Raw genomic sequence first — 12,470 nt, 5'->3', positions numbered from 1 at the left:
AAATTTTTAATTTCTCAAAAGTTTTTTGAGCCGAGCAAGAATTTGCTCCTTGCAATAGTGGACTCCATTGCGGTATACGCCAATCTGAGAGGCGTATTCGCGCTCTGTTTGCTGCTTGACGTATAATGCTTGTATAAGCTGCCTGTCATCCAAAGACAATTCTTCCAATGCACTCCGTAGCTTGTCCAGCAAAAGACTTCTTTCTGCCTGTTCTGCTGTGTCTGCTACTGTGTCCACCAGGATATCCTCGCCGTTGAACTCGTCTGTGGTGAGCATATCGTAAGAGAAGTCGCCGTTGTCCCTTGAGCGCTCGGCCAAATATTTCTGGCGGCGTCTTTCCTTGTAAAATGCCTTGTATTCGTCCTCGGGCACTTCCATTAGCATACCGTGCAGGGGGATGAACCTCCGACCATGGTATGTATCTTCTCCCCGGCGAAACTCAGCGCAACTGAGTTCCAGGTATGTTCCATCTTCCAAAACGAACACTTTCTTTGGTGTGTACTCCACCGTGATTCCTCCAATCAATCTGTTTTGGGTTGGCAAAACGATTGATTGGGGGTGGGCTGCGGCAGCCCGCTGACCGGCAGGCATGAACCAAATAGCAAAGCAAGCTATCTACAAGGGGGATTATCGCCCTATAGATAGCTTGCTTTTTGCATGGATGATACAGGTGGGCAGAAAAGAGCTCTACTGGTTCACCATTGCGGCGCACTGCTCCACAGCAAGTCAGATGAAAAGCTGAATTGTTGTGTCAGAGCGCACGGTCACCTTCTCACGCCTCCTACAGCTGTATTTTTCTGGCAGATTATTGTTGAGAGCATCACTTCTTTCCTGGTTTTGTTCCAAAAATCCGACACCATTGGTACATATTCAAGGGGCGGGTTATGGAGTACACTGTTGGCAGGAGGTGAACTAACAGTGTCTGAGAATAGAGAACCTGCCTTGCTGGAGCTGGGCCGAATTCTGCACGATGCACGCTGTGCAAAAGGGTATAAGCGGGATGAAGTCGCAGAGCAGGTGGGGATCACAAAGCGTTTTCTATCGGCCATAGAAAACGGCGAAAAGCGGCCCAAGTACGAAACTTTGCGGGATATCATTTGCTGCTTGGGGATTTCTGCTGACCAGATTTTCTATCCTGACTTAGAAAATGACACAGATGCCCAGCAGGTCATGCGGTTATATGAAAACTGCAGCGAACGGGACAAGCAGCTGGTTAAGGCGCTGCTCAGTGCCATTTATAAGCACAAATAGAAAAAGAGCCAGTGAACTTGATCCGAAAATCAAGGCACTGGCTCTGCGCGTAGGTAGAGATACGCTCTACTGCGTCTGGCTCTCGCTTCTATCTTCTTTTATTGTCCGCACTTTGAACTCATTGGCGCTGATGATACGCTCCTGCCTGCACTTTGGACAGTACAGTGGGAAGTTGGTCAGCATCGTATCCTCTCTGAGTTTTGTGTGCGTTTTCTTTCCGCATTTCGGGCATATCACCCAAATGGTTGTCTGCATTGTGCCATCTAACACCTCCCTGGAAAAATATTTTTTACTATATGACAAGGTTTCCCGTAACTGTAGGACTTCCCGCCGCACGGTAAAGCACCGCTGCCAGCATGGCCCGGCTCATATTGATATTGGGCGAAAAGGTATCGTTTCCGGTGCCGCTCATAATACCATGCTCCCGGCACCAGGCTACATCCTCTGCATACCAAGCTCCAGTGGGCACGTCCGTGAAATCTGCCGCCAGCGCCGGGATAGATATTCCCAACAGCAGGGCGAATGCGCAAATAAATGCAATTGCTCTTTTCATAGAATCCGCTCCTTTTTAGTAGTCTGCAAACCGGTCGTTTTTGTCCATCGCGGTCATCCGCGCCATTTCTTCATCGCTGAGCTCAAAATCAAAAATCTCAAAGTTTTCTTGAATGTGCGCCTCATTGCTGGAACCGGGAATGGCAATATTACCCGCCTGCAAATGCCAGCGCAAAATGACCTGGGCGGAAGTTTTTCCATGAGCTGCCGCAATAGATGAAATAGTTTCGTCGTTAAACAGCGTCTGCGTATTCCCTCTCCCTCCCAGCGGGAACCAGCTTTCCATCACTGTTCCGTACTGGGCAATGTGCTCCTTCATAACGCTGCTCTGGTTGTAAGGGTGGGTTTCATTTTGAAGCAGCACCGGAGTAATCGTCGTGGCATTCACCAGCCGGTCAAAGTCCTCCGAGGTGTAGTAATTGGACAGGCCGATGGAGCGCAATTTGCCGTCGGCCACAGCCTGCTCCATAGCTTGATAAGCGGCCACATCATTGCTGGGCTGGGAGTGGTGCAAAATCATCAGGTCGATGTAATCTAAACCCAGCCGCTGTAAAGAGGCGTCGATGGCTACCGGGCCGTCATCATAGTCCGATGTCCACATCTTTGTGGTAACAAATATTTCTTCTCTGGTGACAAATCCTTCGTCGATTGCCCGCTGAATGCCCCGGCCAACACCATCCTCGTTTCCATAGATACGGGCGGTGTCGATAAGCCGGTAGCCGTCACGCAGTGCCCAGTAGACGGAGTTTTCCGCTTCCTCGGGGGAGAGCCGGAAACAGCCGATGCCAAGGATGGGCATTTCGATGCCGTTGTTGAGCAGAACAGTGCCACCCTCCAGATCAAATTTTCCCACGGTGGTTTCTGTCTGTGCTTCGTTCTCTGCTGGGGTGGATTCGGGTTCGATAGTCGCTTCTTCTGTCACAGGACGGGAAGAAATGCCGCTGTCAACAGTAGGTGTGGGTGTTGCCGTCTGGCTGGAAATCTCCAGTGTGCCGGAGTTTTCCACGGTGCTGGACGCGCTGTCAGCGCACCCAGCCAGCAGCAGGCACACCAAAAGCAAAGTCAACAATAGTCGCAATTTATTCATGAAAGGTTCCTTTCTTATTCGATAAGCAGCGTTTCCCCCGGAGCCAAAATGATCCGATTCTCCACGCCAAACTGCTCCGCAATCTCCCGGTCGAATCCCACCTTCTCCTGGTTGGTAGTCATGTGGTAGGGGATATTATGCTTGGCATTCACCATTTCCGCACATCGGGCGGCTTCCTCCAGGCCCATATTGAACACGCCATCACAGCAGAAAAAGGCATAGTCGATTTCTTTCTCTGCCAGTTGCGGCATTTGCTCCGTAGTGGAGGTATCGCCGGTCACATAAATCGAGCGTCCATTGGAAAAGGTCAGCACATAACCAGCGCACTCATTCACGTCGTGCCAGTCGTTATATCCCGCTTCCACGGCCTCGACAGTTACATAGCCCAAATCGAAAATCTGGTGTTCGCCATTTATAACAGCCTCACGGTGGGTTATAACCTGACAATCCGGGTTGCGGTTTTCTATCTTATCAACAGCGCTGTGGTCGTAGTGACCGTGAGTTACGAGAATCAGGTCTGCCGGGAGATCATAGCTGTCACCGGCATAGGGGTCAATGTAGATCACCTTGCCCTCGCCGGTAACGATGCGCAAGCTGGCCTGGCCCTGGTAGAGCAGGGTGGCAGCGGGAGATGGTTCCGGCGTGGGAGCCATCGGGCTTTCTGACGGGGCAGGGGTTGCCGGAGCAGGCGTGTCAGAAGTTTGCTCCATATTGGATATTGCAGAGGGCGCGGTGATCTCGCCCTGTGGAGCAGAACAGGCCGCAAAAAACAATACAAATATCAGTGGAATCACAAGGCCATGCTTTGCCATATAAACTCGCCCCTTTGCCGGGTATATTTATACATTCATCTCCGCAATGGCCTTATCGATCCCCGCCACTTCCTCCGCCGTCAGCCGGATATCCCCCGCCCCAGCGTTCTCCTTCAGGCGGCTGGACTTCCGAGTGCCCGGAATCGGCACGATCCACGGTTTCTTGTTTATCATCCACGCCAAAGAAAGTTGCCCCAAAGTAGCACTTTTCTCCTTCCCCAGCCGGGTGAGGTAGTCCATCAGAGGCTGGGTCTTGTCCATAGTTTCATCACTGAACCAAGCGGAGCCCTTGCGGAAATCACCGTTCTCAAACTCTTCGCCCTTGCGGTAAGCCCCGGTCAAAAGCCCTTTGGCGATGGGGCAGCAGGACACCAGGCCGATGTTCAGCTCCTCAAAAGTTTTGAATAAAGATTCATCCGGGGCAATCAGGGAGTATACGTTCTGGGAGGCGGTCAGGGGGCAGACGGCGTGTGCCCGGCGGATGTAATCCTCGCTGGCCATAGACACGCCCCAATGGCGTATCTTGCCCTCCTTGATGAGCTCGGACATGACTTCCGCCACAGTTTCCGGCTCCACGTTGGGGTCTACCCGATGCTGGTAGTACAGGTCGATATAGTCGGTATTCAGTCGTTTCAGGCTCTCGTCCACGGACTTTCGGATGGTCTCCGGGCGGGAATCGGTGAACAGCTGAGGGCGGTCCGGGTCCTGACTGAAATCGAACCACACGCCGAACTTGGTGGCGATCACCAGCTCATCCCGCATACCGTGAAAGGCCTTGCCCAGCAGCTTTTCATTGTGGTGAGGGTCCTCCTTGTAGCCGTAGGTCTCGGCAGTGTCGAAGAAGGTGTAGCCGTCCTCCACGGCCTCCCGGAGCAGCCGGACAGCCTCGTTTTCCTCGGTGGGCGCGCCGTTGGCGTGGGACAGGCCCATGCAGCCCAGCCCGATGGCGCTGACTTTCAAATCCTTGCCTAAAATTCTGGTTTCCATAATAATCCTCCTGATAAATTTACGATTAGTCTATATACTCCGAACCCATGTTGACATCCTTGCGCCTGCCGTAGACTTTCAAGTTCGCCAGCCCGTTTTCCAGCTCCTGGAACTCCGCATCGGTCAAATCGACCTCGCTGGCCCGGAGGTTTTCCAGTATCCGCTCCTGATTCTTGGAGCCGGGTATCGGCACCACACATGAATATTTGTGCAGCATCCAGGCCAGGGAGATTTGCGCGTTTGTACAATTCTTTCTCTTTGCCATATCGGACACCAGGTCGACAAAGGGCTGGTTCGCCGCCAGATTCTTCTCGCTCAGTTGTGGCACCCAGCGCCGCACATCGTCCCCCACAAACTTGGTGTCAGCCGTCACCTTGCCGGACAGGAACCCGCTGGCGATGGGCGAAAACGCCACAAAGCCGATGTTGTTCGCCTGGCAGTAGGGGATGACCTTCTTCTCATAGTCCCGCTCCATCATGGAGTAGATGTTCTGCACCGCGCTGACCGGCGTAACTTTATGCGCCCGGTCGATAAAATCCACCGTCACCATGGACAGCCCCCAGCCACGGATAAGCCCCTCATCTATGAGCCTGCCCATGCCCTCGGCGACCTGCTCAACCGGCACGGCGGGGTTGATGCGGTGGAGGTAGTACAGGTCAACATAGTCCGTTTGCAAGCGGGTAAGGGACGCTTCCAGATGCTTTCGGATGACGTCATAGGCGGAGCGCCTGGCCTCGCCTGTGCCGATGAAGAGCTTGGTCGCCAGCACCACGTCCTCCCGGCGGCCCTTGATGGCCTTGCCTACAATTTTCTCGTTGTGCCCGGTTTCGGACATATAAGGGCCGTAGGCCTCGGAGGTGTCGAGAAAATCACAGCCATAGTCCAGGGCCTTTCGGATGGCCTCAATGCTGTAGTCCTCGCTGGGGATCTGCCCGTAGCCGTGGGAGAAGCCCATGCAGCCCATGCCGATTTCGCTGACTTTCAGATTGCCGCAGTTTCTGGCTTTCATGGTTTGCCCCCTTTAGTCCGCCGGAACCCAGCCGGAGAAGTTGCGTTCCTGTTCCTCCAGGGTGGCGGTGTAAAAGCGTTTGCCGTTATCGATTGCTTTGATTCTTGCCATCTCATCATCTGTCAGAGCAAAATCAAAAATATCAGAATTATCGCGGATATGCTGGGGGTTGGTGGATTTTGGGAAGATAATGTTTCCTGCCTGGATATGCCAGCGGAGAATGACCTGCACATTGGTCTTGCCGTACTTTTGTGCCAGTTCGGTAAATACCGGCTCATTGATAAGCCCTGGGTCGCCGTGGCCGATGGGATACCAGGATTCGATCACTGTGCCGTAAGGAGCCAATCGTTTTTTCAATTCCTCCTGCTGGAAATAGGGGTGGCACTCCACCTGCAAAACCGCCGGTTTGACAGCAGCGGCCTCACAGACTTCCTCCAGCCGCTCCGACTCGAAATTGGACAGACCGATTGCCCGCACCTTACCCTGGGCCACGGCCTTTTCCATATCCTTCCATGCGCCCATATAATCGCCTACCTGCTGATGCAGGAGCAGCAGGTCAATATAGCCGATGTCCAGCCTGGAAAGCATTTTATCGATGCCCGCCATAGTCTTTCCTTCGCCGTACTCAGAGGGCCATAGTTTGGAAGTCACCCAGATTTCTTCCCTGGGGATGCCGCTCTCCCGCACAGCCGCTCCCACGCTTCGCTCGTTCTGGTAGGCATGGGCCGTGTCGATATGGCGGTATCCCAGCTTCAAAGCCTCCAGACAGGCGTTTTTTGTGGCCTCTCCCTCCGGTACCATAAAAACACCCATGCCGAACTGAGGGATTTTTGTGCCGTTGTTCAAGGTGATATAGGTCTGATTCATGTCATTTTCTCTCCTGTTTATCAATTTACAGCCTGCTCTTTGCCCAGCCAGCAATCTTTCCCTCTGATTCCCGCACCTGAGAGCCAGTAAAAGACGCACCCTCGTCTACTTCGATTCCGGGGCACAGTTTCTTGATGTCGGACACGCTGTTCCCCAGTCCGCTGCCCTCGTTTGTGCAGAAGGGAATGATACGCTTGCCGGTCCAGTCGTAATGCTCCAGGAAGGTGAACAGCACCATGGGCATGGTGTTCCACCAGTTGGGGTAGCCCAGATAAACCGTGTCATACCGGCTCAGATCCGGGTAGGACTTTGCCGGGACACGGGTGCCGTTCTCCAGCTCCTGCTTGGCCTCCTTGATGAGTACCATATGGTCCTCTGAGTAAGCCCGGTCGGCCTCGATCTCGAACAGGTCACCGCCTACAGCTTTCTGGATGAACTCAGCGGCAGCCGCCGTGTTGCCCTTGTCCAAATGGGTCAGCTTCATGCCAGGGCCGATGGTCTGGCCCTTCATGGAGAAGTAAATTGTGATGATGTTTGCCATGGGTTTGCTCCTTCGTATTAAAATTCACTGACCAAAAATGGCCTTCGCTTTCTGCATATGCTCCACGATCTTTACCCCAAAAGGACAGCGCGTTTCGCATTGCCCACACTCTACACAGGCGCTGGCCCTGACCGGCAGGGAGGAATAATGTTCCCTAAGCGTTTCCGGCACTGTACCCTGTGCCTCGCACAGGTCGGCGAACTTGTTCACTGTGGCGATATCAATGCCCACTGTGCAGGGGGCACAGTGGCCGCAATACATACATTTGTCGGAAAAAGGATGGGCAGGGCACCCGCTGAGCACCTTTGCATAGTCCTTTTCCTCCGGGGCGGAGTCACAGTAAGCCACCGCCTGCATCAGCTCCTCTATGCTCCTGGCGCCGCAGAGGATGGTGGCTACGCCTGGCCGGGTCAGGCAGTAGTGAAGGCATTGGGCCACCGTCATTGCTATGCCGAAGGGCGATTCTTTCGCGTCCAGCAGAGCCCCGCCGCCGTAAGGCTTCATCACCGTCAGGGCAACCCCCTCGCTTTCGCACAGGCTGTACAGCTCCTGCCGTTCGGGGTCGGTGGAGGAGAGTACGGCCTCGTAAGTGGCCTTTTCAAACAGGGAGTTCACGTCCTCGTTGGGCGGCAGAATATCGTAGGCAGGGTTGACGCTGAACATGATCACATCCACCAGCCCTGTTTTTACCGCTTGGAGGGCTATCCGGGGGTTGTGGGTGCTCATGCCGATATGCCGGATGGTTCCGGCGGATTTCAATTCCTGGGCGTATTGTATGACCGGTCCATGGAACACCTGGTCAAAGTCGCTCTGCTGATCCACATAGTGTATCATGCCCACCTCAATGTGGTCTGTGCGAAGACGAGTGAGCAGATCGGCAAAAGCGGCTTTCACCTCGTCCATGTTCCGGGTGCGCTTATACTGCCCGTCCAGCCAGGCAGAGCACAGGTGGGCCTGCAAAATAAACTTTTCCCGCCTGCCCTCCATGGCCTTTCCCAGCACATCCCGCACATAGGGCTCCGGGTTATACAGGTCGAAATAATTGACTCCTGCCCCGATAGCGGCCTGGATCAAGGCCAGGGATTCATCCTCCGCCCGGTTGACAAACGCCTCGCTGCCCAGGCCGATCTCACTGACATTCAGGCCGGTCCGGCCCAGTTTTCTGTAATTCACAAAGAAAGCCCCTTTTCTGATTATTTTCCCAATTCCCGCTTATCCATAATGAGGAATGTGGTCCTCCGCCGTTTGATATACCACTTGCCGTCCACTTTCTCATAGAGGTCAGCGTAGCGAACATAGTTGGTAGTGATGATGTCTTTCCCATCCTCATCATTCACCAGTGTGGCCTGGCAGTAGGCAGTGCCCTCGGCGGTAGTGCAGCTTTCATTGACAGTCACATTGTGCTGTCCGTTGATATGGTATACCGCCTTGCAGGGATTGATCGTATTGGAGAACGCCTCCACCAGTGCTTCCCGGCCAACAATGTTGCTGATTTCCCCATCGGGACCTATCTGAAATTCCAGTATACCGTCCGGCAGGAACAGCTCTCCTTGGCTTGCAGCGTCCTTTACGTCCGCCAGATTGGAGAAAGTGTCCACCAGTTCTTTCAGTTCCATTTTTGCCTGCATGATCTCCGTAGTCATAAAAGCATCCTCCTTAAATTCAATTATCGCATCATGGATTGAATTGCCAATTCCTTCATCGCCGCCCGCACATCAAAGCGCTTGGGGCAGTGGTCCGTACAGGCCCCGCACTCGATGCAGTCTATGGGCAGGCCATGCTTGTGAAAATCCTTTATGGGTAAAAGCGCGGATTTGCCGCCGGTCTGATACGCACAGAAAACCGCCAGCATAGCCGGGATGTCGATGTGCCCCGGACAGCCCAGAGAACATTTCCGGCACTTCCCACAGCTTGCCAGCTTTTCCGCCGTAATGGGTACGATGGTTTTCGTCCTCATGGTGATCCCCTCCTGACTTTCTTTGAGTTCAGTATACCGGCTCCGGATGGGAAAGTACACACCATTTCAGCAGAGAATGGGGTTTATGCCACACTACCTGCAAAAATGTGGCGTAACTTTATCAGAGAAAATATGGGTCAGGTGTTGCATATCCATCACGAGTATAGTAAAATAAAGAAAAGGAGGGCTGGCCATGCCGGAAAAGAAGGTTGACCTACGTATCCAGCGCACCAAAGAGAACATCCGCCGGGTGTTTGAGGAGATGATTTGCGAGATGGACTACGAAGAAATGTCCATCAAGGAGCTGACCGAACGAGCGAAAATCAACCGCAAAACATTTTACCTGCACTATGATTCCCTGGACGACCTGCTCCGGGAGATACAGAACGACCTGGCCCAGGACTTCATCAAGCGCACTGAGGGCATGGTGCGTCCCCGGGACATGGACAAGATCACCCGGGAGTTTTTCCTGTCTCAGGAGAGCCTGGGCAGGCTGGGGGAGCGCATCACCTGCGCGGGCAGCTACCACTATGTGAGCCGCCGGATCACCAGCGACATTATGAGCCAGACCTGGGAGCGGGATCAGAACGACCCTTTTACCCAGGATATCATCATGACTTACCTTTCCCAGAGCACCCTGGCCATTTACAAGCAGTGGGTGGCCGACGGCAAGCGGATTCCCCTGGAGGATATCATTGACCTGACTATCCGGCTGGTGTGTCATGGGGTGGAGGGGATGCAGTTCTGAATGAAAAGGCGCGGAGCCGGTAAACTCCGCGCCTTTTTTCTATGGCTTCTCTCCTAATTCCTTCAACTCTTTCATGATTCCAGGCACGTCAATGCTCTGGGGACAGTGGCCCGTGCAAGCCCCGCAGGCGATGCAGTCGGCGGGCTTGCCCTCGCTGTCCACGTCCTTCAGTCCATTGAGAGCCCAGGGGCCGTCGGTTTTATAGCTGTTATAAATACTCAGATAGGCCGGGATGTTGATATTTACCGGGCAGCCGTCGCAGCAGTACCGGCAGGCGGTACAGGGGACGCTCACCTGTTTTTTGAAGGTTTCGCAGGCTTTCATCAGAGTGGCTGTGTCCTCGGCAGAGAGCCCCTCCGGCTCCTGATAGGTGGCAACATTATCCCTGATCTGCTCCAGGGTGGACATTCCGCTCAAGGTCACCTGCACCTGGGGCAGGGTCTTGATCCAGCGCAGTGCCCAGGAGGCGATGCTCCAATCGGGATGGGCCGCTTTCAGGATGCCCTCCGCGTCGCTGGAAAGGCTGGCCAGACGCCCGCCCCGCACCGGCTCCATGACAATGATGGGGATGCCCCGTTCCTCCAGAACCTTGTATTCCTCCGCTGTGGTAGAATACTGCCAGTCGAAATAGTTGAGCTGTATCTGGGCGAAGTCCCACTTGTGATGGTCGGCAAATCTAGTCAGATTTTCCACGCTGGCGTGGGAGGAGAAGCCCAGGTACCTGATGCGCCCGGCCTTCTGCTGCTCCAGGAAGTATTCAATGCAGCCGCTGTCCAGATACTGCTGCCAGGTGTGGTCAAAGATGCCGTGGATCAGATAGAAATCGATGTAATCGGTCTGCAGGCGGGAGAGCTGCTCCTCGAAGACGGCCTTGTAATCGGGGTTGGCCAGGATGAAAAATTTCGTGGCCAGATGGTAGCTTTCCCGGGGGTACTTCTTCATGGCTTCGCCCAGGAACTTCTCGGACTCACCGTTGTGGTACACAAAGGCGGTATCGTAGTAGTTGATGCCGTTTTCCATGGCGTAGTCGATGATCTGCTGGGCGCGCTCCCAGTCGATGGGCGCGCCGGGCTTGTCGCCCTGCACGGGCAGGCGCATATTGCCCATACCCAGGCAGGAGAGGGAAAGGTCTTTGAATGGTTTGTAAATCATGGGTTTTCCTCCTGATTGTCTAAATCTGCCGACACCTGTCTGAGATAGTCCCGAATGGGCAGGTGCTGGGGGCAGTGCTTCTCACACTGTCCGCACCCGATGCAGTCCCCGGCCTTGCCGTGGCTCTCGGTCAGGTTGGCGTAATAGGTTGCCGCCACCATGCCCTGGGGGCCGCTGAATCGCTTGAGGTTATTATAGATGGCGAACACGTCCGGGATGGCGATGTTCTTGGGGCACTTGGCCTCGCTGACGCAGTACCGGCAGGCGGTGCAGGGCACGGCGATGCTGGCCCGGATGATCTCCGTGGCCTTTTGGAGCGCGGCGCTCTCCGCGTCATTCAGCGGCTGGAAATCCTTCATATAGCTGAGATTGTCCTCCATCTGCTCCATGCTGCTCATGCCAGAGAGGACGATCTTCACATTCTCCTGGCTGGCGGCGAAACGAATGGCCCAGCTGGCGGTGGACAGCTCCGGGCACTGTTCTTTCAGAATTTTGTCGGCTTCCTCGGGGATGCTGGCAAGACTGCCTCCCTTGATGGGCTCCATGACCATCACCGGCTTGCTATGTTTTTCGCAGACCTCATAGCACTTGCCGGACTGGACAGTGGGGTCTTCCCAGTCCAGGTAGTTGAGCTGGATCTGCACATATTCCACCTCCGGGTGATCGGTGAGGATGCGCTCCAGCAAGTCGGCATCATCATGGAAAGAGAAACCGATGTGCTTGATTTTGCCCTCGGCTTTCATACGGGCGATAAAGTCGAAGGCGTTGGTCTGCTGGACTTTTTCATAGTTGCCGCTGCCCAGGGCGTGGAGCCAGTAGTAGTCGAAATACTCCACCCCGCAGCGCTCCAACTGCTCGTTGAAGATTTTGGGCAGGTCGTCGGCGGTGTTGACCGCGTACATGGGCATCTTGTCGGTGATGGTGAAGCTGTCCCGAGGGTAGCGCTTGACCACAACCTCCTTGAATGCCCGCTCGGAGTTGCCGCCGTGATAGGGCCAGGCAGTGTCGAAGTAGGCACCACCCGCTTTGATGAAAGCGTCCGCCATCTCCTGGAAGGCGGGGATGTCGATCTGCGTGTACTGGCCGTCCACGGTGGGCAGGCGCATGAGGCCGAAACCGAATTTTTGCATGAGAATCTCTCCTTGATTGGTTTGCCGGAATTTCCATGGGAAAATTATAGCAGGCAAAGCCGGGAATGTACACCACATTTCAGCAAGGAATGGTGTGTATGCCACAGCTGTGGCTTTTACGAGTGGTTATTTTGTCTGCTGTAGTTCTTTTCTGCTGGGTAGGTTCCCTACACCCGCCACCATGACAGGAGGCACCTGCCACCAAGAGAGCGCAAAGGCTCCCTGGCGGCAGGTGGTTCCTTTTTGTCATATTTTCTTTAGATAGTGTCTACACAAGGTAGAGGAATTGTGATAGAATAGAAGCATCAAAAAAGACAGGAGAGGAAAAGATGGATGCTTCCTATCACAGACATGACATAAGCGATCAAGTGTGGTCG

General features: G+C 54.3%; 16 protein-coding genes. 2 read left to right on the top strand and 14 right to left on the bottom strand.

Features of this window, described 5'->3' with window-relative positions:
• Positions 1–6: 6 nt before the first annotated feature.
• Positions 7–525, bottom strand: a complete 519-nt coding sequence (locus U8U01_RS14805) for a hypothetical protein (protein ID WP_322175830.1) — start codon at positions 523–525, stop codon at positions 7–9.
• Between the two features lie 393 nt (positions 526–918).
• Between U8U01_RS14805 and U8U01_RS14800 the strand changes: the two genes are divergently transcribed.
• Positions 919–1,251 carry a helix-turn-helix domain-containing protein gene (locus U8U01_RS14800; protein ID WP_160578967.1) on the top strand — a complete coding sequence of 111 codons (333 nt, stop codon included), beginning with the start codon at positions 919–921 and terminating at the stop codon, positions 1,249–1,251.
• Positions 1,252–1,317: 66 nt separating this feature from the next.
• On the opposite strand, the gene U8U01_RS17580 is transcribed toward U8U01_RS14800, so the two are convergent.
• The 11 genes from U8U01_RS17580 to U8U01_RS14745 all read right to left on the bottom strand — a co-directional run bounded on the left by U8U01_RS17580 (position 1,318) and on the right by U8U01_RS14745 (position 9,063).
• Entirely contained in the window at positions 1,318–1,434 is a 117-nt protein-coding gene (locus tag U8U01_RS17580; protein WP_437124400.1) for a cysteine-rich KTR domain-containing protein, read from the bottom strand.
• A 109-nt stretch (positions 1,435–1,543) separates the two neighbouring features.
• On the bottom strand, positions 1,544–1,804 hold the full coding sequence (locus U8U01_RS14790; RefSeq protein ID WP_322175824.1) for an S-layer homology domain-containing protein: 261 nt from the start codon (positions 1,802–1,804) through the stop codon (positions 1,544–1,546).
• A gap of 15 nt (positions 1,805–1,819) precedes the next feature.
• Entirely contained in the window at positions 1,820–2,890 is a 1,071-nt protein-coding gene (locus U8U01_RS14785) for an aldo/keto reductase (protein ID WP_322175821.1), read from the bottom strand.
• A gap of 14 nt (positions 2,891–2,904) precedes the next feature.
• Entirely contained in the window at positions 2,905–3,600 is a 696-nt protein-coding gene (locus tag U8U01_RS14780) for an MBL fold metallo-hydrolase (RefSeq protein ID WP_322175818.1), read from the bottom strand.
• Between the two features lie 129 nt (positions 3,601–3,729).
• Complete coding sequence (locus tag U8U01_RS14775) at positions 3,730–4,689, bottom strand: aldo/keto reductase (RefSeq protein WP_322175815.1); 960 nt, start codon at positions 4,687–4,689, stop codon at positions 3,730–3,732.
• Positions 4,690–4,714: 25 nt separating this feature from the next.
• Positions 4,715–5,698: an aldo/keto reductase gene (locus tag U8U01_RS14770; RefSeq protein ID WP_322175812.1), complete on the bottom strand. Its 984-nt coding sequence runs from the start codon at positions 5,696–5,698 to the stop codon at positions 4,715–4,717.
• A gap of 12 nt (positions 5,699–5,710) precedes the next feature.
• On the bottom strand, positions 5,711–6,565 hold the full coding sequence (locus U8U01_RS14765) for an aldo/keto reductase (RefSeq protein WP_322175810.1): 855 nt from the start codon (positions 6,563–6,565) through the stop codon (positions 5,711–5,713).
• A 25-nt stretch (positions 6,566–6,590) separates the two neighbouring features.
• On the bottom strand, positions 6,591–7,106 hold the full coding sequence (locus U8U01_RS14760; protein WP_322175808.1) for a flavodoxin: 516 nt from the start codon (positions 7,104–7,106) through the stop codon (positions 6,591–6,593).
• 24 nt (positions 7,107–7,130) lie between these two features.
• Positions 7,131–8,279: an aldo/keto reductase gene (locus U8U01_RS14755; protein ID WP_322175805.1), complete on the bottom strand. Its 1,149-nt coding sequence runs from the start codon at positions 8,277–8,279 to the stop codon at positions 7,131–7,133.
• Positions 8,280–8,299: 20 nt separating this feature from the next.
• Positions 8,300–8,749, bottom strand: coding sequence for a nuclear transport factor 2 family protein (locus U8U01_RS14750; protein ID WP_322175802.1), 450 nt, complete (start codon positions 8,747–8,749; stop codon positions 8,300–8,302).
• 23 nt (positions 8,750–8,772) lie between these two features.
• Positions 8,773–9,063: a 4Fe-4S dicluster domain-containing protein gene (locus tag U8U01_RS14745; protein ID WP_322175799.1), complete on the bottom strand. Its 291-nt coding sequence runs from the start codon at positions 9,061–9,063 to the stop codon at positions 8,773–8,775.
• A 193-nt stretch (positions 9,064–9,256) separates the two neighbouring features.
• Here U8U01_RS14745 and U8U01_RS14740 point away from each other — a divergent pair, with 193 nt between their 5' ends.
• A complete protein-coding gene (locus U8U01_RS14740) occupies positions 9,257–9,811 on the top strand; it encodes a TetR/AcrR family transcriptional regulator (protein WP_322175796.1) in 555 nt (184 codons plus the stop codon).
• 39 nt (positions 9,812–9,850) lie between these two features.
• On the opposite strand, the gene U8U01_RS14735 is transcribed toward U8U01_RS14740, so the two are convergent.
• Positions 9,851–10,963: an aldo/keto reductase gene (locus U8U01_RS14735; RefSeq protein ID WP_322175793.1), complete on the bottom strand. Its 1,113-nt coding sequence runs from the start codon at positions 10,961–10,963 to the stop codon at positions 9,851–9,853.
• Complete coding sequence (locus U8U01_RS14730) at positions 10,960–12,093, bottom strand: aldo/keto reductase (protein ID WP_367575630.1); 1,134 nt, start codon at positions 12,091–12,093, stop codon at positions 10,960–10,962. The genes U8U01_RS14735 and U8U01_RS14730 overlap by 4 nt, the downstream gene beginning before the upstream one ends.
• Positions 12,094–12,470: the final 377 nt, after the last annotated feature.

Source organism: Acutalibacter caecimuris, assembly GCF_034335085.1.
Taxonomy (GTDB): Bacteria; Bacillota; Clostridia; order Oscillospirales; family Acutalibacteraceae; genus Acutalibacter; species Acutalibacter caecimuris.
This window is presented reverse-complemented; position numbering and strand designations above follow the sequence as displayed.

What these genes read in the sequence shown, in the direction of transcription:
- U8U01_RS17580 (WP_437124400.1), bottom strand. Translation starts at nt 1,434, where the DNA reads ATGCTGACCAACTTCCCACTGTACTGTCCAAAGTGCAGGCAGGAGCGT.
- U8U01_RS14790 (WP_322175824.1), bottom strand. Translation starts at nt 1,804, where the DNA reads ATGAAAAGAGCAATTGCATTTATTTGCGCATTCGCCCTGCTGTTGGGA.
- U8U01_RS14785 (WP_322175821.1), bottom strand. Translation starts at nt 2,890, where the DNA reads ATGAATAAATTGCGACTATTGTTGACTTTGCTTTTGGTGTGCCTGCTG.
- U8U01_RS14780 (WP_322175818.1), bottom strand. Translation starts at nt 3,600, where the DNA reads ATGGAGCAAACTTCTGACACGCCTGCTCCGGCAACCCCTGCCCCGTCA.
- U8U01_RS14775 (WP_322175815.1), bottom strand. Translation starts at nt 4,689, where the DNA reads ATGGAAACCAGAATTTTAGGCAAGGATTTGAAAGTCAGCGCCATCGGG.
- U8U01_RS14770 (WP_322175812.1), bottom strand. Translation starts at nt 5,698, where the DNA reads ATGAAAGCCAGAAACTGCGGCAATCTGAAAGTCAGCGAAATCGGCATG.
- U8U01_RS14765 (WP_322175810.1), bottom strand. Translation starts at nt 6,565, where the DNA reads ATGAATCAGACCTATATCACCTTGAACAACGGCACAAAAATCCCTCAG.
- U8U01_RS14760 (WP_322175808.1), bottom strand. Translation starts at nt 7,106, where the DNA reads ATGGCAAACATCATCACAATTTACTTCTCCATGAAGGGCCAGACCATC.
- U8U01_RS14750 (WP_322175802.1), bottom strand. Translation starts at nt 8,749, where the DNA reads ATGACTACGGAGATCATGCAGGCAAAAATGGAACTGAAAGAACTGGTG.
- U8U01_RS14745 (WP_322175799.1), bottom strand. Translation starts at nt 9,063, where the DNA reads ATGAGGACGAAAACCATCGTACCCATTACGGCGGAAAAGCTGGCAAGC.
- U8U01_RS14740 (WP_322175796.1), top strand. Translation starts at nt 9,257, where the DNA reads ATGCCGGAAAAGAAGGTTGACCTACGTATCCAGCGCACCAAAGAGAAC.
- U8U01_RS14735 (WP_322175793.1), bottom strand. Translation starts at nt 10,963, where the DNA reads ATGATTTACAAACCATTCAAAGACCTTTCCCTCTCCTGCCTGGGTATG.
- U8U01_RS14730 (WP_367575630.1), bottom strand. Translation starts at nt 12,093, where the DNA reads ATGCAAAAATTCGGTTTCGGCCTCATGCGCCTGCCCACCGTGGACGGC.